Below are 21,360 nucleotides of genomic sequence, written 5' to 3'. Positions count from 1 at the left end.
CTCAGGTACGGGTTGCAGGTTGATTTGAGCTTTTTGAGCCCCGATAAGGGGCTTCGTACTCAAGCTTAAATCACGACAAGGTTAGAAGTCTAATCAGTCTGGTGACCTTTTTAACGTTCTCAAGCCATTCCCTGATGACGCAACAACGCATCAATCGACGGTTCACGGCCCCGGAAGGCCTTGAATGACTCCATCGCGGGGCGGCTGCCGCCCGCCTCCAGAATGGCTTGCCGGTATTTCCGGCCGGTCTCTACCGTGACGGTCGTTTTGCCTGCATCGTCTCCGGTGGGCGAGGGCGACGCTGTAGCCGTTTCTTCGAAAGCCGCGTAGGCGTCAGCCGACAGGACTTCAGCCCATTTGTAGCTGTAATAGCCTGCGGCGTAGCCGCCAGAAAAAATGTGACTGAATGTATGCGCGGTGCGGCTGTAGGCCGGCGATGGGATCACCGCGACTTCCTTGCGCACCTCGGCGAGCAGGCCCATCAGGTCGTCGGCCGGGTTGTGCGAGGTGTGCAGCAGCATGTCGAACAGCGAAAACTCGACCTGGCGCAGCGTCTGCATGCCGCTCTGGAAGTTCTTGGCGGCCAGCATCTTGTCGAACAGCGCGCGGGGCAGTGGCGCGCCGGTGTCGACATGCGCCGTCATGTGCTTGAGCACGTCCCACTCCCAGCAGAAGTTCTCCATGAACTGGCTGGGCAGCTCGACGGCGTCCCACTCGACACCACTGATGCCGGAGACGTCGCGCTCGTTGACCTGGGTGAGCATGTGGTGCAGGCCGTGGCCGAACTCGTGGAACAGCGTGGTCACGTCGTCATGCGTGAGCAGCGCCGGCTTGCCGCCCACGCCGTCGGCGAAATTGCAGACCAGGTGGGCCACCGGGGTTTGCAGCTTGCCGGTGTCCGGGCGCAGCCAGCGGGCGCGCACGTCGTCCATCCAGGCGCCGCCGCGCTTGCCGGTGCGGGCAGGCTGGTCGAGGTAGAACTGGCCGACGAGTGCGCCGTTGCGTTCGATGCGGTAGAACTCCACGCCGGGCTTCCACACCGGGGCCGAGTCCTTGCGGATGGCGACTTCGAACAGGGTTTCGACAATCTTGAAAAGGCCGGCCAGCACCTTGGGCGCGGTGAAGTACTGTTTGACTTCCTGCTCGCTGAAGGCGTAACGCGCTTCCTTGAGCTTCTCGCCGATATAGGCGTAGTCCCAGGGGTTGGGGTCTGGCAGGCCCAACTGGCTGCTGGCGAAGGCACGCAGATCGGCGACGTCTTTTTCAGCATAAGGGCGGGCGCGGCGGGCGAGGTCACGCAGGAAGGCGACCACTTCTTCGGGCGACTTGGCCATCTTGGCTACGACCGAGACTTCGCCGAAATTCCTGTAGCCCAGCAGCTTCGCTTCTTCGAGGCGTAGCGCGAGGATCTCTTGCATGATCGCGCTGTTGTCGAATTTGCTGAACTCGGGTGCGGCCTGGTCGCTGGCGCGGGTGGTGTAGGCCTTGTAGAGGGTTTCGCGCAGCGGGCTGCTGACGGCAAACTGCATGACGGGCAGGTAGCTGGGCATCTTCAGGCTGAGGCGGTAGCCGGTTTTGCCTTCGGCTTCAGCCTGAGTGCGCGCGGTTTGCAGCACATCGGCCGGGATGCCGGCGACTTCAGCCTCGGTGGCGTAGTAGGCAAAGGCATCGGTGGCGTCCAGTGCGTTTTCACTGAATTTCTGGCTGAGCTCGGCCTGGCGTTCCTGGATTTTGGCGAAACGGTCGCGGTCGGCGCCCTGCAACTCGGCGCCTGAAAGCACAAAGTTGCGGATCGCATTCTTGTGGGCCTGGCGCTGTTCGGCATTCAGGGTACTGACATCAATGGCCTTGTATTTGGCGTAAAGGCGCTCGTCGGCGCCCAGGCGAGTCCAGAACTCGGTCACGCGCGGCAGGGCGGCGTTGTAGGCGGCGCGCAACTCAGGCGTGTCGGCCACGCTGTTGAGGTGGCTCACGGCGCCCCAGGCGCGGCCCAGGTTTTCGGTGGCGACGTCCAGCACGCGGGCGATGCCCGTCCAGGTGGCCGGAAAGTCCGCCGCCGTGACGGTCTCCAGCGCCGTGTCGGCCTTGGCCAGCAGTTCGTCGACGGCGGGTGCCACATGCTCGGGCTGGATTCGGTCAAACAGCGGGAGGTCGGAAAAATCGAGGAGTGGATTGGTCATGACGTGTAGCTGTGGGCGAAGGTCTCGAATCTAAAGGCTTGCCGGCCGTGCGGCCAGAAGAAAGTCGCTATGGCAGCGATTGCCCCGGAGCCGCTGTGGGCCCGCAGGGCGGAAAAGCCGTTCAGCCTTGCGCGCTTTTCTTGAGGCTTTTGAGCTGGGGCTTTTTGGCGCGCTTGACGGTGCCGCCGGGCGTGAGGCGCTGGTTGCCGAGCACGCGCAGGGTTTTCACCTCGGGGCGCTGGCCGTAGCGTGAGCTGTTCTTCAGCACCTTGACGTCGCGCGGGCCGGGCATGCGGTCTTCATTGACCTTTTTTTCCTTGGGCGGCATGGGGCGCCACAGCACCAGCAGCTTGCCGATGTGCTGGATGGGGGCGGCGTTGAGCTGGTCGGCCAGGGTCTGGAAGATCTCTTCGCGGCCGGCGCGGTCGTCCGACAGCACCCGCACCTTGATGAGCCCGTGGGCGTTGAGCGCCGCATCGGTTTCTTTCTTGACGGCAGCGGTGAGGCCGTCGGAGCCGATCATCACCACGGCGTTGAGGTGGTGGGCATCGGCGCGGTGATCCTTGCGCTGGGCGGGGGTAAGTTGTATTTGAGCCATGCCCCAATTATCGGGCGAGTCGGGAAGAGGACAATAGACCCCATGAAAGTAAATGCCAAGACCGATTTCAAGCCCGGCGTCCAGACGGACGCCAAGGCCGCCGCCAAAGCGGCCGGGAAAGTCGCCGCCAAGGCCGGCGGCAAGGGGAAAAAGGTCAACAAGGCGTGGCTGCACGACCACATCAACGACCCCTACGTCAAACTCGCCCAGAAAGAGGGTTACCGGGCCCGCGCCGCTTACAAACTCAAGGAAATCGACGAAACCTTCGGCCTGGTCAAACCGGGTGATTGTGTGGTCGACCTGGGCAGCACGCCGGGCGCCTGGAGCCAGTATGTGCGGCGCCGGCTGTCTCCTACGGGCGCGGCGGTGGGCACGCTCAACGGCCGCATCATCGGGCTGGATCTGCTGCCGATGGAGCCGATTGAGGGCGTGACCTTTATTCAGGGCGACTTCCGCGAGGCCGAGGTGCTGCAGCAGCTCGAAGCAGCCCTGGCCACACCCGAGGGGCAGGTCCGGGTCGACCTTGTGATTTCGGACATGGCGCCCAACCTGTCGGGTATTGAATCGGCCGATGCGGCGCGCATTGCCCATCTGATCGAGCTGGCGGTGGAATTTGCCCAGAACCGCATGAAGCCGGACGGCACGCTGGTGGTCAAGCTCTTTCACGGCAGCGGCTATGACCAGCTCGTCAAACTCTTCCGGGACACCTTCAAGGTGGTGAAACCCCTTAAGCCCAAAGCTTCTCGTCCAGGCTCGTCAGAGACTTTCCTGATCGGGCGAGGGCTGAAAAAGCGCGCAGAAGCCGTAGGATGAGTGCATCCTGCGACATCAGCGCGGCAAATATCACCTAAACCCGCTTCAAACCAGGGGCCGGAGCCGGAATACGCGGTTTTTGCCCTTGAAACGCCTAAAATCAGGCGCATGTGACTTTTGTTCTTATACCGGAGTAGTCCTTGAACAATCAGTGGTTTTCCAAAATTGCAATCTGGCTGGTTATCGCCATGGTGCTTTTCACCGTCTTCAAGCAATTTGATACACGCGGTGGCGCCGGCTCCAACTACCTGGGTTACTCCGAATTCCTGGAAGAAGTGCGTGGCAAGCGTATCAAGCAGGCCACCATCGCTGAAGGCCAGGGCGGCACCGAGATCTCGGCGACCACCATCGATGACCGCAAGGTCCGCACCACGGCCACCTACCTTGACCGCGGCCTGGTCGGCGACCTGATCGCCAACGACGTCAAGTTCGACGTCAAACCCCGCGAAGAAACCTCTTTGCTCACCTCTATCCTGATCAGCTGGGGCCCCATGCTGCTGCTGATCGGCGTGTGGATTTATTTCATGCGGCAGATGCAGGGCGGCGGCAAGGGCGGGGCGTTCAGCTTCGGCAAGTCCAAGGCGCGCATGCTGGACGAGTCCACCAATCCCGTCACCTTTGCAGACGTCGCAGGCTGCGACGAAGCCAAGGAAGAGGTCAAGGAAGTCGTTGATTTCCTGAAAGACCCGCAAAAATTCCAGAAGCTGGGCGGACGCATTCCGCGTGGCTTGCTGCTGGTTGGCCCCCCGGGCACCGGTAAGACCCTGCTCGCCAAAGGCATCGCCGGCGAGGCCAAGGTGCCTTTCTTCTCGATCTCCGGCTCCGACTTCGTTGAAATGTTTGTCGGCGTGGGCGCGGCCCGTGTGCGCGACATGTTCGAAAACGCCAAGAAAAACGCCCCCTGCATCATCTTCATCGATGAAATCGACGCAGTCGGCCGCCAGCGCGGCGCCGGCCTGGGCGGCGGCAATGACGAACGCGAGCAGACCCTGAACCAGATGCTGGTCGAGATGGACGGCTTTGAAACCAATGTCGGCGTGATCGTGGTGGCTGCCACCAACCGTCCCGACATCCTGGACGCCGCTTTGCTGCGCCCCGGCCGTTTTGACCGCCAGGTGTATGTGACGCTGCCTGATATCCGCGGCCGCGAGCAGATCCTCAATGTGCACATGCGCAAGGTTCCGCTCGGCCAGGACGTGAACGCCAGCGTGATCGCCCGCGGCACGCCCGGCATGTCCGGCGCCGACCTGGCCAACCTTTGCAATGAAGCCGCCCTGATGGCCGCACGCCGCAATGCGCGCACCGTCGAGATGCAGGACTTTGAAAAGGCCAAAGACAAGATCCTGATGGGCCCAGAGCGCAAGAGCATGGTCATGCCCGAGGAAGAGCGCCGCAACACGGCGTACCACGAGTCTGGCCACGCGTTGATTGGCAAGCTGCTGCCCAAGTGCGACCCGGTCCACAAGGTCACCATCATCCCGCGCGGCCGTGCGCTGGGCGTGACGATGAGCCTGCCGGCGCAAGACCGCTACAGCTACGACCGTGAATTCATGCTCAGCCAGATCAGCATGCTGTTTGGCGGCCGCATTGCCGAAGAAGTCTTCATGAACCAGATGACGACAGGCGCCAGCAACGACTTTGAGCGTGCCACCGCATTGGCCCGCGACATGGTCACCCGCTACGGCATGACCGAAGCGCTGGGCCCCATGGTCTACGCCGAAAACGAAGGCGAAGTCTTCCTGGGCCGTTCGGTCACCAAGACCAACAACATGAGCGAGTCGACCCTGCAAAAGGTCGACGGCGAAGTGCGCCGCATCATCGACCAGCAATACGCCCTGGCGCGCAAGCTGATCGAAGAGAACCAGGACAAGATGCATGCCATGGCCAAGGCCCTGCTCGAATGGGAAACCATAGACATGGACCAGCTCGACGACATCATGGCCGGCAAGGAGCCGCGCCCACCCAAGGACTGGACGCCGCGTAACTCGTCCGTCGGCGGCGGTGGCGGCCCCAGCGGCGGCACACCGGCTGTCAGCACCGATCCGGCGCCGACAGTGGCCTGAGAAGGAACGAATAACAAGTGACTGCCAGTCAGTCGCCATAACCGGGGCCAGTCCCCGGTTTTTTATTTCCGGACACGAATCATGATTTGGCAAACCTCCCGCTTTCAAATCGACCTGTCGCAGCCGCGCGTGATGGGCATCGTCAATGTCACGCCCGATTCGTTTTCAGACGGCGGCAAGTACTTCTCGCAAGACGGCAGTTTCGCCAGCGTGTTCGCGCACTGCGACAAGCTGCTGAAGGACGGCGCCGACCTGCTGGATATCGGTGGTGAATCCACCCGCCCCGGCGCGCCGCCTGTGCCGCTGGAGGAAGAGCTTGCCCGCGTGCTGCCGGTGGTGCGGCATGCGGTCAAGCTGGGTGTGCCGCTCTCGATAGACACCTACAAGCCCGAGGTGATGCGGGCGGTGCTCGACCTGGGCGCCGACGTGATCAACGACATCTGGGCGCTGCGCAAACCGGGCGCTGTCGAAGCCGTGGCCGGCCACCCCAGCTGCGGCGTTTGCCTGATGCACATGCACCGCGAGCCGCAGACCATGCAGGTCGCGCCCATGGAGGGTGATGTGGTGCCGCAGGTGCTGGCTTTCCTTGAGGCGGCCGCAGCTGGCCTGCAGGCGGCGGGCGTGGACAAGTCCCGCATCGTGCTTGATGTGGGTGTGGGCTTCGGCAAAACCGTGGCGCAAAATTTTGCGCTGCTGGCGCGTCAGCAAGAGTTTCTGGCCGCTGGCTACCCGCTGCTGGCCGCCTGGTCGCGCAAATCCTCCTTGGCGGCCGTCACCAGCACTTCGCTGGCTGCTGTGGCCCAGCTGGATGTGGCCGACCGCATGGTACCCAGCGTGGCCGCGGCCCTGTTGGCGGTTGACCGAGGCGCCCGCATTGTGCGCGTGCATGACGTCAAAGAAACCGTACAGGCCCTCAAGGTCTGGACGGCCGCAAGCTGAGTCTTCAGGCTTTGGCTGACACGGGGGCAGGGCAACGCCACCTAAAATAAGCCCACATTCGCAAGAACATCCAGAACAACAAGCTCCACAGGGACAAAACCCCATGACCAGAAAATACTTCGGCACCGACGGCATTCGCGGCACGGTAGGCCAGCCACCCATCACGCCCGACTTTGTGCTGCGCCTGGCGCATGCCGTGGGCCGCGTGCTGCGCCGCACGGAATCCCGCCCCACGGTGCTGATCGGAAAAGACACCCGCATCTCGGGCTACATGCTTGAGAGCGCGCTGGAGTCCGGCTTTAACTCCGCCGGGGTTGACGTTGTGCTGCTGGGGCCGCTGCCCACACCCGGTGTGGCCTACCTCACACGCGCCCAGCGCGCCAGCCTGGGCGTGGTCATCAGCGCCAGCCACAACGCCTACCCCGACAACGGCATCAAGTTTTTCAGCGCCCAGGGCACCAAGCTGGACGACGCGTGGGAACTGGCGGTGGAAGCCGCGCTCGATGAGTCGCCTGTCTGGGCCGATTCGGCCACGCTGGGCAAGGCCCGCCGCCTCGACGACGCCGCAGGCCGCTATATCGAATTCTGCAAAAGCACGTTTGCCAACGACCTCACCCTCAAGGGCCTGAAGATCGTCGTCGACGGCGCGCACGGCGCGGCGTATCACATCGCGCCCATGGTCTTCCATGAACTGGGCGCTGAAGTCATCGCCATCGGCTGCGCGCCCGACGGCCTCAACATCAACCACGAAGTCGGGGCCACGCACCCCGAAGCGCTGATCAAGGCCGTCAGGGCCAATAAGGCCCACTACGGCATCGCGCTCGACGGCGACGCCGACCGCCTGCAGATGGTGGACGCCGACGGCCGCCTCTTCAACGGCGACGAGGTGCTCTTTCTCATGGTCAACGAGCGACTGGCGCGCGGCGAAAAAGTGCCCGGCACGGTCGGCACGCTGATGACCAATATGGCGGTGGAAGTTGCCCTCAAGAAAAAAGGCGTGGAGTTTGTACGTGCCAAAGTCGGCGACCGCTATGTGCTCGAAGAGCTCGACAAGCGCGGCTGGCTGCTGGGCGGTGAAGGTTCGGGCCACCTGCTGGCGCTAGACAAACACACCACCGGCGACGGCCTCATCAGCGCCTTGCAGGTGCTGCAGGCCTGTGTGCGCAGCGGCAAGACGATTGCCCAGCTGCTCGGCGAGGTCGTGCTGTTCCCGCAAACCCTGATCAATGTGCGTCTCAAGCCCGGCCAGGACTGGAAGAGCAGCAAGCAGCTCGCCGACATGACCAAAACGGTGGAAGCCGAGCTGGGTGACACCGGCCGCGTGTTGATACGCGCCAGCGGCACCGAGCCGCTGCTGCGAGTGATGGTTGAGGCTCGCGACGCAGGCCAGGCCAAAAGCTGCGCCGAGCGCGTGGCCGATACAGTGCGCTCCTGACCGACGGCGGCCAGCTAATCAGTAGCACACGAGCAACCGGCTAGAAGACCTCAACAGCTTCCATCAAGCGGGCCCGCTCATCCGGCGTGAGCACCTTGGGCTGTACGCGCGGCCTTCCGTCATCCGGGTTGAAGAAGGGCGTGAGCTTGTAGCCGCCATTGAGCCTTGTGCGTATCAGCCTCGTCATGAACCCAAGAATAGCCACGGTGGTGCTGACCGCCATGCCCTTGGGGCTACCTTTGCCGCTCTTCATGCCGACCTTCATGCGCACCGGGCCAAAAGCGCTGTCCAGGCTGATTGAAGGAGCTTGCAGGCAGTTGTGCAGCAGGCCGACATGTGACACCTTGAAGTCACGCGCCGTATTGCCGATCGGCGTATTGCAGCAACTCGCATACCAGCGCAGCATGCCTCTGCCGCTGAGCGACATGCAGGTGAGCGATTCCACTCCCTGAGTGAAGGTGACATTCTGGGGCAGGGTGGCGATCACATCCGAGCCGCCCATCTCATCCAGAATCTCCCCGGGTTTCCCCAGGAAGTGCGCATAGGCCTGGCAGTCCTTGCAGTAGCAGATGCCTCGGCATGCCGTTTCAGGATGGCTGACGTAGCCTTTTAGCGTGCCGCACTGGCATTGCAATGGGTGGTTCATGGCTGCAGCTTTCTCGCTTTAAGGTGGAACACGTGTAAGGTCAGCGACCACAGCACCACCGGCAACAACAGCGCGGCAGCAGCGACTTCCGAAAGAATGGTGATGTTGGCCACCAAGGGATGCAACTCAATAGGGGCCACCGCGTAGTGGCCCAGGCCGTCAAAGCCCAGCGCCGCGTACACGGCCATCAGCAGCAAGCCCGTGGCCATGTACTTCTTGCGCATCAGTAGCAGGCCCACCACGCCGACCGATGTGATCGCGGCCCACACCGCATAGACCTGCGCACGAGTCAGCCACGCCGGCAGGTTGGGGTATTCGCAGATGAATTCAGCGTTGTGGCTGAAGTGGCCGAGGCTGGTGAGGAAATACGCCGCCGTCAGGGCCAGCAGCAATTTGGGAAGATCGGTGAGGCTGCGAAAGAAACGCATGGTTCAGGCCTGTGGTTGTAGAAGTGGAAGGCCACAGGTGCTTCACCTGCAGACTTCCAGTCTAACCAACCGGGCAGCCGCGCGAGCCAGCGGCCTCCGTGCGCTTTAAGCCAGCGTATACGCCGTCTTCACGGTCGTGAAAAACTCCTGCGCATACTTGCCCTGCTCGCGCGGGCCGTAGCTGGAACCCTTGCGGCCGCCAAACGGCACGTGGTAGTCGACGCCCGCCGTCGGCAAATTCACCATGACCATGCCGGCCTGGCTGTGGCGCTTGAAGTGGGTGGCGTATTTGAGGCTGGTGGTGGCGATGCCGGCTGAGAGGCCAAAGGGCGTGTCGTTGGCGGTGGCCAGCGCTGCTTCGTAGTCTTTCACGCGGATGATGCTGGCGACCGGGCCGAAGATTTCTTCGCGGTTGATGCGCATGCCGGCTGCGCTTTCGGTGAAGAGCGCCGGCTGCATGAAGTAGCCCTCTGCACCGCTGCCGGTGTGGCAAGGAATGCGCGCGCCGCCAAAAGCCAGCTTGGCGCCTTCAGCCTTGCCGATTTCGATGTAGCTCAAATCCTGCTCAAGCTGCGCCTGCGACGACACCGGGCCGACGTCGGTGCCGGCTGTGAGGGCGTCGCCGACCTTGATGCGCGCCATGCGCGCCTGCAGTGCTTCGATAAAGGCCGGGTAGATGCCGTCGGTCACGATGAGGCGGCTGGACGCGGTGCAACGCTGGCCGGTGGAGTAGAAGGCGCTCTGCGCGCTCAGCTCAACCGCCTGCGTCAGGTCGGCGTCGTCCAGGATGATCTGCGGGTTTTTGCCGCCCATCTCAAGCTGCACCTTCTTGAGGTTCTTCGCGCACGCCTCTGCAATGCGGCCGCCCACACCGACCGAGCCGGTGAAGCTGATGGCGTTCACGCCGGGGTGGTTGACCAGCGCATCGCCGATCACGCGGCCCGGGCCCATGACCAGGTTGAACACGCCGGCCGGAATGCCGGAGCGTGAAATGATTTCAGCCAGCGCCCAGGCGCTGCCGGGCACCAGGTCAGCGGGCTTTAACACCACGCAGTTGCCGAAGGCCATCGCCGGCGCAATCTTCCAGGCCGGGATGGCAATGGGAAAGTTCCACGGCGTGATCAGGCCCACCACGCCCACGGGCTCGCGTGTGATTTCCACGCCGATACCGGGCCGCACCGAGGGGATCGTCTCGCCCGACAGGCGCAGGCATTCACCGGCAAAGAACCTGAAGATATGGCCGGCGCGGGTGGCTTCGCCAATGCCTTCGGGTTTGGTCTTGCCTTCTTCGCGCGAGAGCAGGGTGCCCAGCTCTTCACGGCGCGCAAGGATTTCGGTGCCGATCTTGTCGAGCGCATCCGCACGCGCCTGTATGCCCGAGGTAGACCATGCCGGGAAGGCCGCCTGCGCCGCCTTGACTGCCGCATCCAGGCCGGCTGCATCGGCCTGCGTGTACTGGCCGATCACGTCGGACAGATTGGAGGGATTCAGGTTGTCGGTGGCCCCTGTGCCCTCCACCCATTCGCCGTTGATCAGGTTGCGGTGCAATGCGTCGGTCGAGGAAGTCATGGTGTCCTGAAGATATGTTGGGTTTAGCGGGCCCAGCGCAAGACCATGGGGTCCAGGCGGCGGGCGGTTTCAAGGAGGCCGGCGCGCACCGCGGGGTGCATGGCGGGGAAGGGGTGGCGCGGCGCTTCAGATGCAATGATGCCACCTTCCTTCATCAAGGCCTTGGCCGTGAGGATTCCCCCCTGGCGGTTCTCGTAATTGATCAGCGGCAGCCAGCGTGTGTACTCGGCCGCGGCCTCATCGCGCTTGCCGGCCACCCATGCGTCCATGATCCTGCGGATGCCGTCCGGATAGCCGCCGCCCGTCATTGCGCCTGTCGCGCCGGCTTCCAGGTCTGGCAGCAGGGTGATGGCTTCTTCGCCGTCCCATGGGCCTTCAATCGCATCGCCGCCCAGGCGGATCAGCTCGCGCAGCTTGGAGGCCGCGCCCGGCGTTTCGATTTTGAAGTAGGCAACGTTGCGGATCTCTTTGGCCATGCGCGCCAGGAAGGGCGCGGACAGCGTGGTGCCGCTGACAGGCGCATCCTGGATCATGACGGGAATGTCGATGGCGGCCGACAGCGTGGCGAAGAACTCGTAGATTTTTTCTTCCGTCACGCGGATGGTGGCGCCGTGATATGGCGGCATCACCATCACCATGGCCGCGCCCAGGTCTTGCGCGCGGCGGCTGCGCTCGGCGCAAACTTTGGTGCCGAAGTGTGTGGTCGTCACAATCACCGGTACGCGGCCTGCCACATGCTTGAGGATGGTGGCGGTGAGCACTTCACGCTCGTCATCAGACAGCACAAACTGCTCGGAGAAGTTGGCCAGAATGCACAAGCCCGTCGAGCCCGCATCGATCATGAAGTCAACGCAACGCTTCTGGCTTTCCAGGTCCAGCTCGCCCGCATCGGTGAAGGTGGTGGGCACCACCGGAAACACGCCCTGGTATCTGGCTGTCATGGTGTTTGCTTGACGTTTATTCGACGATGTTGAAGTCTTTGAGAAACTCGGTCTTCATGGTCAGGCCCAGGCCTGGCTTGTTGTCGTCGAGTTGCAGGAAGCCGTTTTCGGCCACGGGCTCGCCGTCAAAGATGTAATAGAAGAGCTCGTTGCCGACTTCCACGTCAAACATCGGGAAGTACTCGCTCATCGGCGAGGCAATCGTGCTCATGGTCAGGTGGTAGTTGTGCATCTGGCCGGCGTGTGGAATCACCGGCACGCTGTAAGCCTCGCACAGCGCATTGATCTTGTGCGCCGCCGTGATGCCGCCCACGCGGTTGGTGTCGTACTGCACGACCGACACGGCTTTTTTGTCGAGCAGCTGCTTGAAGCCGTAGAGGCTGAACTCATGCTCGCCGCCCGAGATCGGGATGCTGGTGAGCTGGTTGAGCTCGGCATAGCCGTCGATGTCGTCGGCGATCACGGGCTCTTCGACCCAGCGCGGCTGGAATTTCTCCAGCTTGGGCAGCATGCGCTTGGCGTACTCCAGGTTCCAGCCCATGTAGCACTCCATCATCAGGTCGTTGTCGTAGCCGATGACTTCGCGGATGGCTTCCACGGCTTTCAGGTTTTCAGACACGCCCTTGGTGCCGTGCGCCGGGCCGTAACCAAAGCGCGACTTGAACATGGTGAAACCCTGGTCCAGGTATTTTTGCGCTTCGTCCTGCATGGCCTTGATGTCGGTGCGGTAGAGCTTGGAGTAGTAGCAGGGAATCTTTTCCTTGGTGCGGCCACCCAGCAGCTTGAACACCGGCTTGTTGACCGACTTGCCCAGGATGTCCCAGATGGCGAGGTCTACCGCAGAGATCGCGGCCATGGTCACGCCCTTGCGGCCCCAGGCGTGGGTGCTGCGGTACATGCGCTGCCACAGGTACTCGTAATCCCACGGGTCCTGGCCCAGCACCAGCGGCGTGAGGTACTGGTCGATGATGGCTTTGGCGATATGCGGCGCCAGCGCGACGTTGCCCAGGCCGACGATTCCGTCGTCGGTTTCAATCTCGACCACTGTCCAGGAATGGAAGCGGAAGGTGCTCATCGACTCCGTCTTGGAATAGACCAGATCCATCGCGTTGGAGCAGAAGTTGCCTTGGGGTGGAACGGTCTTGCCTTTCCATTCAAACACGCGTGCGCGTACTGATTTGATTTTCATGTTGGTTCTTTAACGGTAAAAAAGGAAGAGAAAGAAGAGGAGGAAAAATTCAGGCGGCTGCTTGCAAACGTGCCGCACCCATACGTTGGGCAATCCGGAATGCGTTGAGCGTGGCATTCACATCCGCCACACCCTGGCCCGCAATGTCATACGCCGTGCCATGCGCCGGTGTGGTGATGGGCACCGGCAGGCCGCCTTGCACCGTCACACCCTTGCTGAAGCCCATGAGCTTGATGGCGATCTGGCCCTGGTCGTGGTACATGGTGACGATGGCCTGGTACTGGCCGGCCTGCGCTTTCAAAAAGATGGTGTCCGCCGGGAAGGGGCCGTCCACCGGCACGCCGCCGGCGCGCAGCTCGGCCACTGCCGGCTCGATGATGTCGATCTCTTCGCGCCCGCAGACACCGCCGTCGCCGCCGTGCGGGTTAAAGGCCGCCACGGCCACCTTGGGGCTGGCGTTGCCGCTGGCTTTGAGCGATGCGTAGATCAGCCGGGTCGCGTCGACGATGCGCTCTTTGCTGAGCATGGCGGCGGCGTCTTTCAGCGGGATGTGCGATGACACGCGGGCCGTCCACAAATCGCCCAGGGTGTTGAACTCGCAGAAGTAGCCGGTCACGCCCAGGTATTCGGCAAAGTGGTGCAACTCGTCTTCATGTTTCAGGCCGCCCAGCTTCATGGCCTGCTTGTTCAGCGGGGCGAAGCAGATCGCGTCCACCTCACCGCGTTTGGCGCCGTCCATGCAAAGGTTGAGCACCTGCAACACCGCCGCGCCGCAGGCCGCTTGCGCCTGGCTGCGCTGCACCTGCGCCGGTTGAATCGTGTCCGTAGCCAGGAAGGCCGGCAGGCGGGTGTCGGCGCGGTTGCGCACCTCGGCCAGGCTGGTCACTGCTTGTGTGGCGATGGTTTGCTTCGCCGTGAGTTGGCCTTGCTGCCAGAGCCAGGCGTCGCCCAGCAGCACGATGTTGGCGGCCTCCGTGATGCCGGGTTGCGATAGCAGCCGTGCAATCAGTTCGGGGCCTATGCCTGCCGCATCGCCCAGCGTGAGTGCGATCACGGGTTTGTTTGCAGATAGCGTCTGCGAGTTGCTCATGGCGTCCATCCAGTCAGCGTGTTGTGTTCAATCAAGCTTGATGTTTTTCTTGGCGATCAGGTCACCATAACGCTTGTTCTCGTCGTTGTGAAACTGCGCGAACTGCGCCTGTGTCATCGGCGTCAGGTCGGCGCCTATGGCGCTCAGGCGGGCCTGCGTCTCGGGCATGGCCAGCACTTTGGTCACTTCGTTGTAAACGCGTTCCTGCACAGCCTTGGGCGTGGCGGCCGGCATGTAGATGCCGTACCAGGCGCTCATCTCCACGCCCTTGAGGCCGGCTTCGGCCATTGTCGGCACATTGGGCAGCTGCGGGTTGCGTTTGGCGCTGGCCACGGCCAAGGCCTTGATGCGGCCGTTTTTGATCTGGCCGATGACGGAGGGCATGGTGTCAAAGCTCAGCTGCACCTGGCCGCCGACCAGGTCGATCAGCGCCGGGCCGCTGCCGCGGTAGGGGATGTGGGTGATGAAAACGCCGGCCTGGTCTTTAAAGAGCTCGGCCGCGATGTGCTGCGTGCTGCCCGAGCCGCTGGTGGCGTAATTGAGCTGGCCGGGCTTGGCCTTGGCCAGCTTGATGAGCGACTGCACCGAATCGACCGGCAGGGCGTTGTTGACCACCAGCACATTGGGCACGGCGCCGACAAAGACCACGGGCACCAGGTCCTTGTTGTTGTCGTAGCCGAGTTTGAGCAGGTGCGGCGCAATCGCATGCGCGGTCGAGACACCCATCACCATGGTGTGACCGTCGGTGGACTTGGCGGTCGCGTCGACGGCCAGGGTGTTGGAGGCGCCGGGGCGGTTTTCAACAACGATGGGTTGCTTCAAGAGCGGGCCCAACCGGTCGGCCACGGCGCGGGCCATGGCGTCGGTGCCGCCGCCGGGGGCCGAGCCCACCAGGATGCGCACCGGTTTGGTCGGCCAGTCTTGCGCCAGCGCTGGGGCGCTTGCGAAAGCGCAGGCGGCTGCCAGCAGGGCGGGAAGAAGCTGAAGCGGTTTCAGGGATTTCAGGCGGGTCATGGTCGTTGTCTCCGGGTCATTGTTGTAAAGAAATCTCGAACGATGACCCGATGGTAGGGAGCATGACAGTTAACGTAAATTGAAAATTCCTGATTATTTGATAACCTATGGTGATCAATTGAATTTCCACCTGATTTGCACCCTGAAACGGCCCGCCATGCCCACATCCCGTACACCCGGCAGTTCTTCCATCCCTCAACTGCTCAACCGCCTGCGTATGCGCCAGGTCGCATTGATCCTGGCCGTCGGTGAGCACGGTACCTTGCGCAAGGCCTCGGCTGAGCTGGGCATGACGCAGCCGGCCGCCACCAAGATGATCCAGGAGCTGGAGTCCGCGCTGGGCCAGCGCCTGTTTGAGCGGGTAGGGCGCGGGCAAAAGCTCACGCCGGCCGGCGACAGCGTGCTGCGCTACTTCCGGGGGATGCGCGGCTCGGTCGAGTCGATGACACGCGAGCTGGCCGAGCTGGAACTGGGCGGCTCGGGCCGTGTGTCGGTGGGCAGCATCATGGCGCCGTCACCCAATTTGCTGACGCAGGCCATCATCGCGCTGAAGAAGGCCTACCCCTTGATGTCGGTCGACGTGACCATGGACACCAGCGACCGGCTGTTCGAGCTGCTGCGCGAAGGTGTGCTCGACCTGGCCATTGGCCGTATCCGCGACGAGCACCGCGCCGACTATGCCTTCACGGCGCTGGAAAACGAGGCGCTGGCCCTGGTGGTGGGCGTGCAGCACCCGCTGGCCAAAAAGAAGGCGGTCAGGTTCGCCGACCTGTTGGGTTACGGCTGGATACTGCAACCCCATGGCAGCCCGATGCGCGAGGTGCTGGAGCAGGAGTTCCGCATGCTGCAGACGCCATCGCCCAAGGGCTTGATCGAAACCGCGTCCATCCTCACCACCACCAACCTGATTGCCGAGACCGACATGGTGGGCGTGATGCCGCTGTCGATCGCCGGCACCTATGCCAAACACGGCCTGCTGGCCATCTTGTCCTGCCACATTCAGCACAAGATGGAGGCTTTCGGCACCATCATCCGCAAAGATCGGCCGCTGAGTGAGGCGGCGCGGTTTTTTCTCTCGGCGATTCACGGGCGGGAGTTTTCGGCTCCTGACTGATCGGCCAGCCTGATCAAGGTTTCGCAGCGGTTTGCGCACCGGACGCGTGCCATCCGCCACCCAGCGACTGGACCAGCGCCACCGCAGTGGTCTGCCGGTCGGCCATGGCCTGCACCAGCGCGCGGCGTGCGCTCAGCGCGGTCGCCTGGGCGGTGATGACTTCGGTGTAGCCCACCTGGCCGCTGCGGTAGCGGTTAAGCACTTGCTGCTCGACTTGGTCGGCCGCGGCGGAGGCCTGGCGGCGCAGCTCCTGCTGCGTGAGAAGCACGCGGGTGGCGGAGAGCTGGTCTTCCACGTCCTGGAAGGCGACCAGCACCGTCTGCCGGTAGCGCGCCACGGCCTGCTCATGCTGGGCGCGCGCGCCATCCACACGGGCGCCGGTGGCGCCAAAGTCAAAGATCAGCTGCGCTGCCGACAGACCCAGTGACCAGACACTGCTGGACGCCTTGAAAAGATCGGCCACGCGGCTGGCGCCCGTGCCGGCCGAGGCGCTGAGCGAAAGGCTGGGGTAGTAGGCGCTTTTGGCGATGCCGATCTGCTCGTTGGCCGAGGCCACGCGGCGCTCGGCGGCGGCGATGTCGGGCCGGCGTTGCAGTAGCTCAGATGGCACGCCCAGCGGCACTTCAGGCACCACGGGTTTCCATTCGGCGGGCGGCAGGCTGAAGTTGCTGGGTGCTTCGCCCACCAGCACAGCAATCGCGTGCTCCAGCTGCGCGCGCTGGCGCTGCAGGCCGGCGTTGTCGGCCTGGGCGTTGGCAAGCTGGGTTTGCGCCTGCAGCACATCGGTCTTGGCGGCGATGCCGGCGGTGTAGCGGTTTTGCGTGATCTCGAGTGCGCGCTGGTAGCCCGCCAGTGTGGTTTCGAGCAGCGCTTTTTGCGCGTCCGTCTGGCGCAGCGAAAAGTAATTGGCGGCCAGCTCGCCCTGGGCCGAGAGCTTGGCTGAGGCCAGGTCGGCGGCGCTGGCCTGCTCACCCGCGGTGGCGCTGTCGACCGCGCGGCCCAGGCGGCCCCAGACATCGGGCTCCCAGCTGCCGCCTATGCTGAGCTGGTAGTTGTTGCCGACACGGCCGGTAGTGCCGGTGGCCACATTGCCGCTGGCACGCGAACGCGAGGCGCCGCCGTCCAGCGTGACCGAGGGGAAGAGGGATGCACGCTGCTCACGCACCAGCGCCCGTGCCTGGGCATACGAGGCCACGGCCAGCGCGACGTTCTGGTTGGAGACATCCACGCGTGCCTGCAACTGATCCAGCACCGGGTCGTTAAAGAGGCGCCACCAGGGGCCGCGCTCCAGCGCATCGGCCGGCACCGCAGGCACCCAGCCTTCGGCTTCCTTGAAAGTGCTGACGTCTGCGGTGGTGGGCGTTTTGTAGTCGGGGCCGACGGCGCAGCCGCCCAGCGCAAGCACCAGTGCGGCAGCGAGCAGACGCAGGGCGAATCGCGGCGTCGGAGTTTGGGCGGCAGGGGTGATGTGTTTCATGGCAGTCATTCGTCAATCACTGCAGTTGCAGCGGGGCGCCGGGCGGCGGCGTGCCGGATTCGTCTGGATGGCGGCTGAGCTGGCGCTCCAGTGGGCTGCGGCGGCGCAGCTTGTCCATCAGCACGTAGACCACGGGCGTGGTGAGCAGCGTCAGCACCTGGCTGGCGATCAGACCGCCGATGATGGCGATGCCCAGCGGACGGCGCAGCTCGGCGCCTTCGCCGAAGCCGATGGCCAATGGCAGCGCACCCAAAATGGCTGCCAGCGTGGTCATCAGGATGGGGCGAAAACGCAGCAGGCAGGCTTCACGCACGGCTTCCAGGGCAGAAAGCCCGCGCGAGCGTTCCGCCTCCAGCGCGAAGTCGATGATCAGGATGGCGTTTTTCTTGACGATGCCGATCAGCAGAAAGACGCCGATCAGCGCGATGATGGAAAAGTCGAGCTTGAACATCAGCAGCGCCAGCACCGCGCCCACGCCGGCCGAGGGCAGGGTGGAGAGCACGGTGATCGGGTGGATCAGGCTTTCATAGAGGATGCCCAGCACGATGTAAATCACCACCAGCGCGGCCAGGATCAATAGCGGCTGCTGGCCTTGTGACTCCTGCGCGCTGCGCGCCGTGCCGGCAAAGCTGCCGCGCACATTGGTCGGCAGCCGGATGTCGGCTTCGGACTGGCGCACGGCCGCTTCGCCGTCGCTCAGGGTGGAGCCGTCGGCCAGGTTGTAAGAGATGGTGGTGGAGAGCTCGCCGTCTTCATGGCTGATGGAGGCGGCCGTCGGGTTCTCGCTGAAACGCGCGATCGCCGACAACGGCACCATGTTGGTCGCGGTGGTGCTGAGCACATTGCCGCTTGAAGAATCGCGCAGGCCCGGGTTTGCGGCGACGCTGCTTGTGGTGGCCGTTGTGCTGGATGTGGCCGTTGTACCCGTCGTACCGGTCGTACTGGTGGTGCTGGAAGGGGTGCTGGTCGCGGTTGTGGCGGCACTGCTAGTCGTGCCCCCACCGGCATTCTTGGCCGGAACGTAAATATCCTTGAGCGACTCGGGGCTGCGCGTGTAGCGCGGCGCCACCTCCATGATCACGTGGTACTGGTTGAGTTCGGCATAGATGGTGGCCACCTGGCGCTGGCCGAAACCGTTGTAGAGCGCGTTGTCCACGTCGCGTGAGCTGATGCCCAGGCGCGCGGCGCTTTCCTTGTCGACGGTGACCATGGTCTCTACGCCGTTTTCCTGCTGGTCGGTGTCCACGTCGGTCAGCGCGTCCTGGGTCTTCATGCGTTCGGCGAGGCGGGTGGCCCACAGGCTCAAATCGGCCGCGTTGTCGCTTTTGAGCGTGTACTGGTAAGTCGAATTGGTCTGGCGCCCGCCACCGCGCAGGTCCTGCACGGTATTGAGGAAGAGGCTCACGCCCGTCACCTGCGCCAGTTGCGGCCGCAGCCGCGCGATCACGGCCTGGCCGCCTTCTTTGCGCTGGCCGACGGGCTTGAGGTTGATGAACATGAAGCCGCCGCCCGCACGTGAACCGCCGGTAAAACCCACCACGGTGTCCACCGCCGGGTCGGCGCGGATGATATCGACCAGCTGCTTGAGCTTGGACTGCAACGCCTGGAAGGAGATGCTGCGGTCGGCGCGCAGGCCGCCGTTGATCTGGCCGGTGTCCTGCTGCGGGAAGAAGCCCTTGGGCGCTTTCACATACAGGTACACATTGAGGCCGACGACTGCCGCCAGGATCAGCATCACCAGCAGCTTGCTGTGCAGCGCCCAGTCCAGGCTGGTTTCATAGCTGCGGTGCACACGGTTGAAGGCCGACTCAAACCAGCGGGCAATGCGGCCGGGCGGCTTGCTGTGCGCGTCGGGCTTGAGCAGCCAGGCGCACATCATGGGTGTGGTCGTCAGCGAGATGATCAGCGAAATCAGCACTGCCGCTGACAGTGTCACGGCGAATTCGCGGAACAGCCGGCCTATCTGCCCGCCCATAAAAAGCAGCGGAATGAACACCGCCACCAGCGACAGGCTGATCGACAGCACGGTAAAGCCCACCTCGCGCGCGCCCAGCAGCGCGGCCTTGAAGCGGTCCATGCCGGCCTCGATGTGGCGGCTGGTGTTCTCCAGCACGACGATGGCGTCGTCCACCACAAAACCCGTTGCCACAGTGAGCGCCATCAGGCTCAGGTTGTTGAGCGAAAAGCCCATCAGGTACATCACGCCGAAGGTGCCCAGCAGCGAGGCCACTGTGGCCACCGCCGGGATGATGGTGGCGCGCGCGCTGCGCAAAAACGCGCTGACCACCAGCACCACCAGCACGATGGAGATGATCAGCGTGATCTCGATCTCATGCAGCGAGGCGCGTATGGAGTTGGTACTGTCGGAGGCGACCTGCAGGCGCACGTCCTGCGGCAGCTGGGCCTGCAGCTCGGGCAGCAGGTCGCGCACGCCGTCGACGGTTTCGATCACGTTGGCGGCCGGCTGGCGCGTGACCAGCACGATCACGGCCGGCTCGCCGTTGAAGAGGCCCAGCGTGTTGATGTTCTCCACGCCGTCCTGCACCTCGGCCACATCGCGCAGGCGTATCGCCGCGTTGTTGCGCCAGGCCACGATCAGGTCCTGGTAGTCGGCGGCGCGGCGCCCGCCGCTGGCGGTGTTGGAGCCGGTGTAAATCTGAAAGCGCTGGCCGTTGCCTTCAATGGCGCCGCGCGGCCGGTTGGCGTTGGATGCCTGCAAGGCGGCGCGCACGTCTTCAGAACTCACGCCATAGCGGTTCAGTGCGAAAGGGTTGAGCTCCACCCGCACCGCGGGCAGCGAGCCGCCGCCCAGTTCCACGTCGCCCACGCCCGGCACCTGGGCGATCTTTTGCTGGACGAGGTTGGAGACCTCGTCATAAATCTGGCCCGGCGAACGCGTCTTGGACGTGAGCGCCAGGATGATGACGGGCGCCGAAGCCGGGTTGGCCTTGCGGTAGGTCGGATTGCTGCGCAAGGTAGCCGGCAGGTCGGCCCGCGAGGCATTGATGGCCGCCTGCACCTCGCGCGCCGCCGCGTCGATTTTGCGATTCAGGTCGAACTGCAGGCTGATGCGGGTTGAGCCGCTGCCGCTGTTGGACGTCATCTCGTTGACGCCCGCGATCACCCCCAGCCGCCGCTCCAGCGGCGTGGCTACGCTGCTGGCCATGGTGGACGGGCTGGCGCCCGGCAGCGAGGCGCTGACCGAGATGACTGGGAAGTCAACCTGCGGGAGGGGGGAGACTGGCAGGACGAAGAAGGCGCCTATGCCGGCCAGGGCCAGGCCTATTGTTAACAGGACCGTGGCTACGGGGCGGCGGACGAATGGTTCGGAGAGGTTCATGGGGCTGTTCCTCCCCCTACCTGGCCGGGTCTTGCTCCGGCGGTTGCGCTCTTATCTGAGTTCGGTTGGCCGGGGGTTGCCCGGCGGCAACTCACTTTTCTTTGCTTCGCCAAAGAAAAGTAAGCAAAAGAAAGGCGACCCGCAGTCTGGGTCCCTACGCTTCGCTGCGGGCAACCTGCGGTGCTCGAGCCAAGCGGGGTCAAAAACAACTCGCTGCGCTCAGACAAGTTTTTGCCCTGATCCGCTTGACTCTGCGCTCCTCGGCCCAGCCAGGACGGGGCAATCGGGAACGGGGACAAAGACAACCAAGGACACGCCGTGGCGTGTCCTTGGTTCTTCAGGTATTCGGGGTCTTGTCTTTGGCTGTTGGCTGTTCGGTATTCCTTCTCTCCACCCCTTCTGGCTGCGCCGAGGAGCGCAGGGCCAGACGGATAAGGGCAAAAACTTGTTTGAGCCGAAGGCGAGTTGTTTTTGACCCCGGCTGGACCGAGCACCGCAGGTTGCCCGTAGCGAAGCGAAGGGAC

General features: G+C 63.7%; 16 protein-coding genes. 5 read left to right on the top strand and 11 right to left on the bottom strand.

Annotation, left to right across the window (positions count from 1 at the left end; translation table 11 throughout):
- Window positions 1-119: 119 nt before the first annotated feature.
- Window positions 120-2,180, bottom strand: coding sequence for a M3 family metallopeptidase (locus BM408_RS01720; RefSeq protein ID WP_092126279.1), 2,061 nt, complete (start codon window positions 2,178-2,180; stop codon window positions 120-122).
- A 121-nt stretch (window positions 2,181-2,301) separates the two neighbouring features.
- Entirely contained in the window at window positions 2,302-2,778 is a 477-nt protein-coding gene (locus BM408_RS01715; protein WP_092126277.1) for a YhbY family RNA-binding protein, read from the bottom strand.
- Between the two features lie 42 nt (window positions 2,779-2,820).
- Here BM408_RS01715 and BM408_RS01710 point away from each other — a divergent pair, with 42 nt between their 5' ends.
- From BM408_RS01710 to glmM, 4 genes are all read left to right on the top strand, one after another.
- Entirely contained in the window at window positions 2,821-3,591 is a 771-nt protein-coding gene (locus tag BM408_RS01710; protein ID WP_254774670.1) for an RlmE family RNA methyltransferase, read from the top strand.
- A 140-nt stretch (window positions 3,592-3,731) separates the two neighbouring features.
- Window positions 3,732-5,654: an ATP-dependent zinc metalloprotease FtsH gene (gene ftsH / locus BM408_RS01705; protein WP_092126275.1), complete on the top strand. Its 1,923-nt coding sequence runs from the start codon at window positions 3,732-3,734 to the stop codon at window positions 5,652-5,654.
- 81 nt (window positions 5,655-5,735) lie between these two features.
- Window positions 5,736-6,593: a dihydropteroate synthase gene (folP, locus tag BM408_RS01700; RefSeq protein ID WP_092126273.1), complete on the top strand. Its 858-nt coding sequence runs from the start codon at window positions 5,736-5,738 to the stop codon at window positions 6,591-6,593.
- Window positions 6,594-6,696: 103 nt separating this feature from the next.
- Window positions 6,697-8,028, top strand: a complete 1,332-nt coding sequence (glmM, locus tag BM408_RS01695) for a phosphoglucosamine mutase (RefSeq protein WP_092126271.1) — start codon at window positions 6,697-6,699, stop codon at window positions 8,026-8,028.
- A gap of 40 nt (window positions 8,029-8,068) precedes the next feature.
- On the opposite strand, the gene BM408_RS01690 is transcribed toward glmM, so the two are convergent.
- From BM408_RS01690 to BM408_RS01660, 7 genes are all read right to left on the bottom strand, one after another.
- On the bottom strand, window positions 8,069-8,674 hold the full coding sequence (locus tag BM408_RS01690) for a DUF6151 family protein (protein ID WP_092126269.1): 606 nt from the start codon (window positions 8,672-8,674) through the stop codon (window positions 8,069-8,071).
- Window positions 8,671-9,102, bottom strand: coding sequence for a hypothetical protein (locus BM408_RS01685; protein ID WP_092126267.1), 432 nt, complete (start codon window positions 9,100-9,102; stop codon window positions 8,671-8,673). Before BM408_RS01685 ends, BM408_RS01690 begins: the two co-directional genes overlap by 4 nt.
- A gap of 105 nt (window positions 9,103-9,207) precedes the next feature.
- Window positions 9,208-10,671, bottom strand: coding sequence for an aldehyde dehydrogenase family protein (locus BM408_RS01680; protein WP_092126265.1), 1,464 nt, complete (start codon window positions 10,669-10,671; stop codon window positions 9,208-9,210).
- 23 nt (window positions 10,672-10,694) lie between these two features.
- Complete coding sequence (locus tag BM408_RS01675; RefSeq protein ID WP_092126263.1) at window positions 10,695-11,612, bottom strand: dihydrodipicolinate synthase family protein; 918 nt, start codon at window positions 11,610-11,612, stop codon at window positions 10,695-10,697.
- Between the two features lie 16 nt (window positions 11,613-11,628).
- A complete protein-coding gene (locus BM408_RS01670) occupies window positions 11,629-12,801 on the bottom strand; it encodes an L-rhamnonate dehydratase (RefSeq protein WP_092126261.1) in 1,173 nt (390 codons plus the stop codon).
- A gap of 49 nt (window positions 12,802-12,850) precedes the next feature.
- A complete protein-coding gene (locus BM408_RS01665; RefSeq protein WP_092127248.1) occupies window positions 12,851-13,891 on the bottom strand; it encodes a 4-hydroxythreonine-4-phosphate dehydrogenase PdxA in 1,041 nt (346 codons plus the stop codon).
- A 27-nt stretch (window positions 13,892-13,918) separates the two neighbouring features.
- Window positions 13,919-14,905, bottom strand: coding sequence for a Bug family tripartite tricarboxylate transporter substrate binding protein (locus BM408_RS01660; protein ID WP_092126259.1), 987 nt, complete (start codon window positions 14,903-14,905; stop codon window positions 13,919-13,921).
- 157 nt (window positions 14,906-15,062) lie between these two features.
- Between BM408_RS01660 and BM408_RS01655 the strand changes: the two genes are divergently transcribed.
- Window positions 15,063-16,019 carry a LysR family transcriptional regulator gene (locus tag BM408_RS01655; protein ID WP_092127246.1) on the top strand — a complete coding sequence of 319 codons (957 nt, stop codon included), beginning with the start codon at window positions 15,063-15,065 and terminating at the stop codon, window positions 16,017-16,019.
- Between the two features lie 13 nt (window positions 16,020-16,032).
- Here the strand turns inward: BM408_RS01655 and BM408_RS01650 are convergent, their stop codons facing one another.
- Window positions 16,033-17,496 (bottom strand): efflux transporter outer membrane subunit, encoded by a 1,464-nt coding sequence (locus tag BM408_RS01650; RefSeq protein WP_092126257.1) that lies wholly within the window; start codon window positions 17,494-17,496, stop codon window positions 16,033-16,035.
- Window positions 17,497-17,512: 16 nt separating this feature from the next.
- Entirely contained in the window at window positions 17,513-20,836 is a 3,324-nt protein-coding gene (locus tag BM408_RS01645; protein WP_092126255.1) for an efflux RND transporter permease subunit, read from the bottom strand.
- Window positions 20,837-21,360: the final 524 nt, after the last annotated feature.

It is taken from the genome of Polaromonas sp. YR568, assembly GCF_900116715.1.
Classification (GTDB): domain Bacteria; phylum Pseudomonadota; class Gammaproteobacteria; order Burkholderiales; family Burkholderiaceae_C; genus Polaromonas.
This window is presented reverse-complemented; position numbering and strand designations above follow the sequence as displayed.

Coding starts and splice junctions, on each gene's coding strand:
- BM408_RS01670 (WP_092126261.1), bottom strand. CDS start 12,801: ATGAAAATCAAATCAGTACGCGCACGCGTGTTTGAATGGAAAGGCAAG.
- BM408_RS01650 (WP_092126257.1), bottom strand. CDS start 17,496: ATGAAACACATCACCCCTGCCGCCCAAACTCCGACGCCGCGATTCGCC.
- BM408_RS01715 (WP_092126277.1), bottom strand. CDS start 2,778: ATGGCTCAAATACAACTTACCCCCGCCCAGCGCAAGGATCACCGCGCC.
- BM408_RS01675 (WP_092126263.1), bottom strand. CDS start 11,612: ATGACAGCCAGATACCAGGGCGTGTTTCCGGTGGTGCCCACCACCTTC.
- BM408_RS01660 (WP_092126259.1), bottom strand. CDS start 14,905: ATGACCCGCCTGAAATCCCTGAAACCGCTTCAGCTTCTTCCCGCCCTG.
- BM408_RS01680 (WP_092126265.1), bottom strand. CDS start 10,671: ATGACTTCCTCGACCGACGCATTGCACCGCAACCTGATCAACGGCGAA.
- BM408_RS01690 (WP_092126269.1), bottom strand. CDS start 8,674: ATGAACCACCCATTGCAATGCCAGTGCGGCACGCTAAAAGGCTACGTC.
- BM408_RS01710 (WP_254774670.1), top strand. CDS start 2,821: ATGAAAGTAAATGCCAAGACCGATTTCAAGCCCGGCGTCCAGACGGAC.
- glmM (WP_092126271.1), top strand. CDS start 6,697: ATGACCAGAAAATACTTCGGCACCGACGGCATTCGCGGCACGGTAGGC.
- BM408_RS01720 (WP_092126279.1), bottom strand. CDS start 2,180: ATGACCAATCCACTCCTCGATTTTTCCGACCTCCCGCTGTTTGACCGA.
- BM408_RS01685 (WP_092126267.1), bottom strand. CDS start 9,102: ATGCGTTTCTTTCGCAGCCTCACCGATCTTCCCAAATTGCTGCTGGCC.
- BM408_RS01655 (WP_092127246.1), top strand. CDS start 15,063: ATGCCCACATCCCGTACACCCGGCAGTTCTTCCATCCCTCAACTGCTC.
- BM408_RS01665 (WP_092127248.1), bottom strand. CDS start 13,891: ATGAGCAACTCGCAGACGCTATCTGCAAACAAACCCGTGATCGCACTC.
- BM408_RS01645 (WP_092126255.1), bottom strand. CDS start 20,836: ATGAACCTCTCCGAACCATTCGTCCGCCGCCCCGTAGCCACGGTCCTG.
- folP (WP_092126273.1), top strand. CDS start 5,736: ATGATTTGGCAAACCTCCCGCTTTCAAATCGACCTGTCGCAGCCGCGC.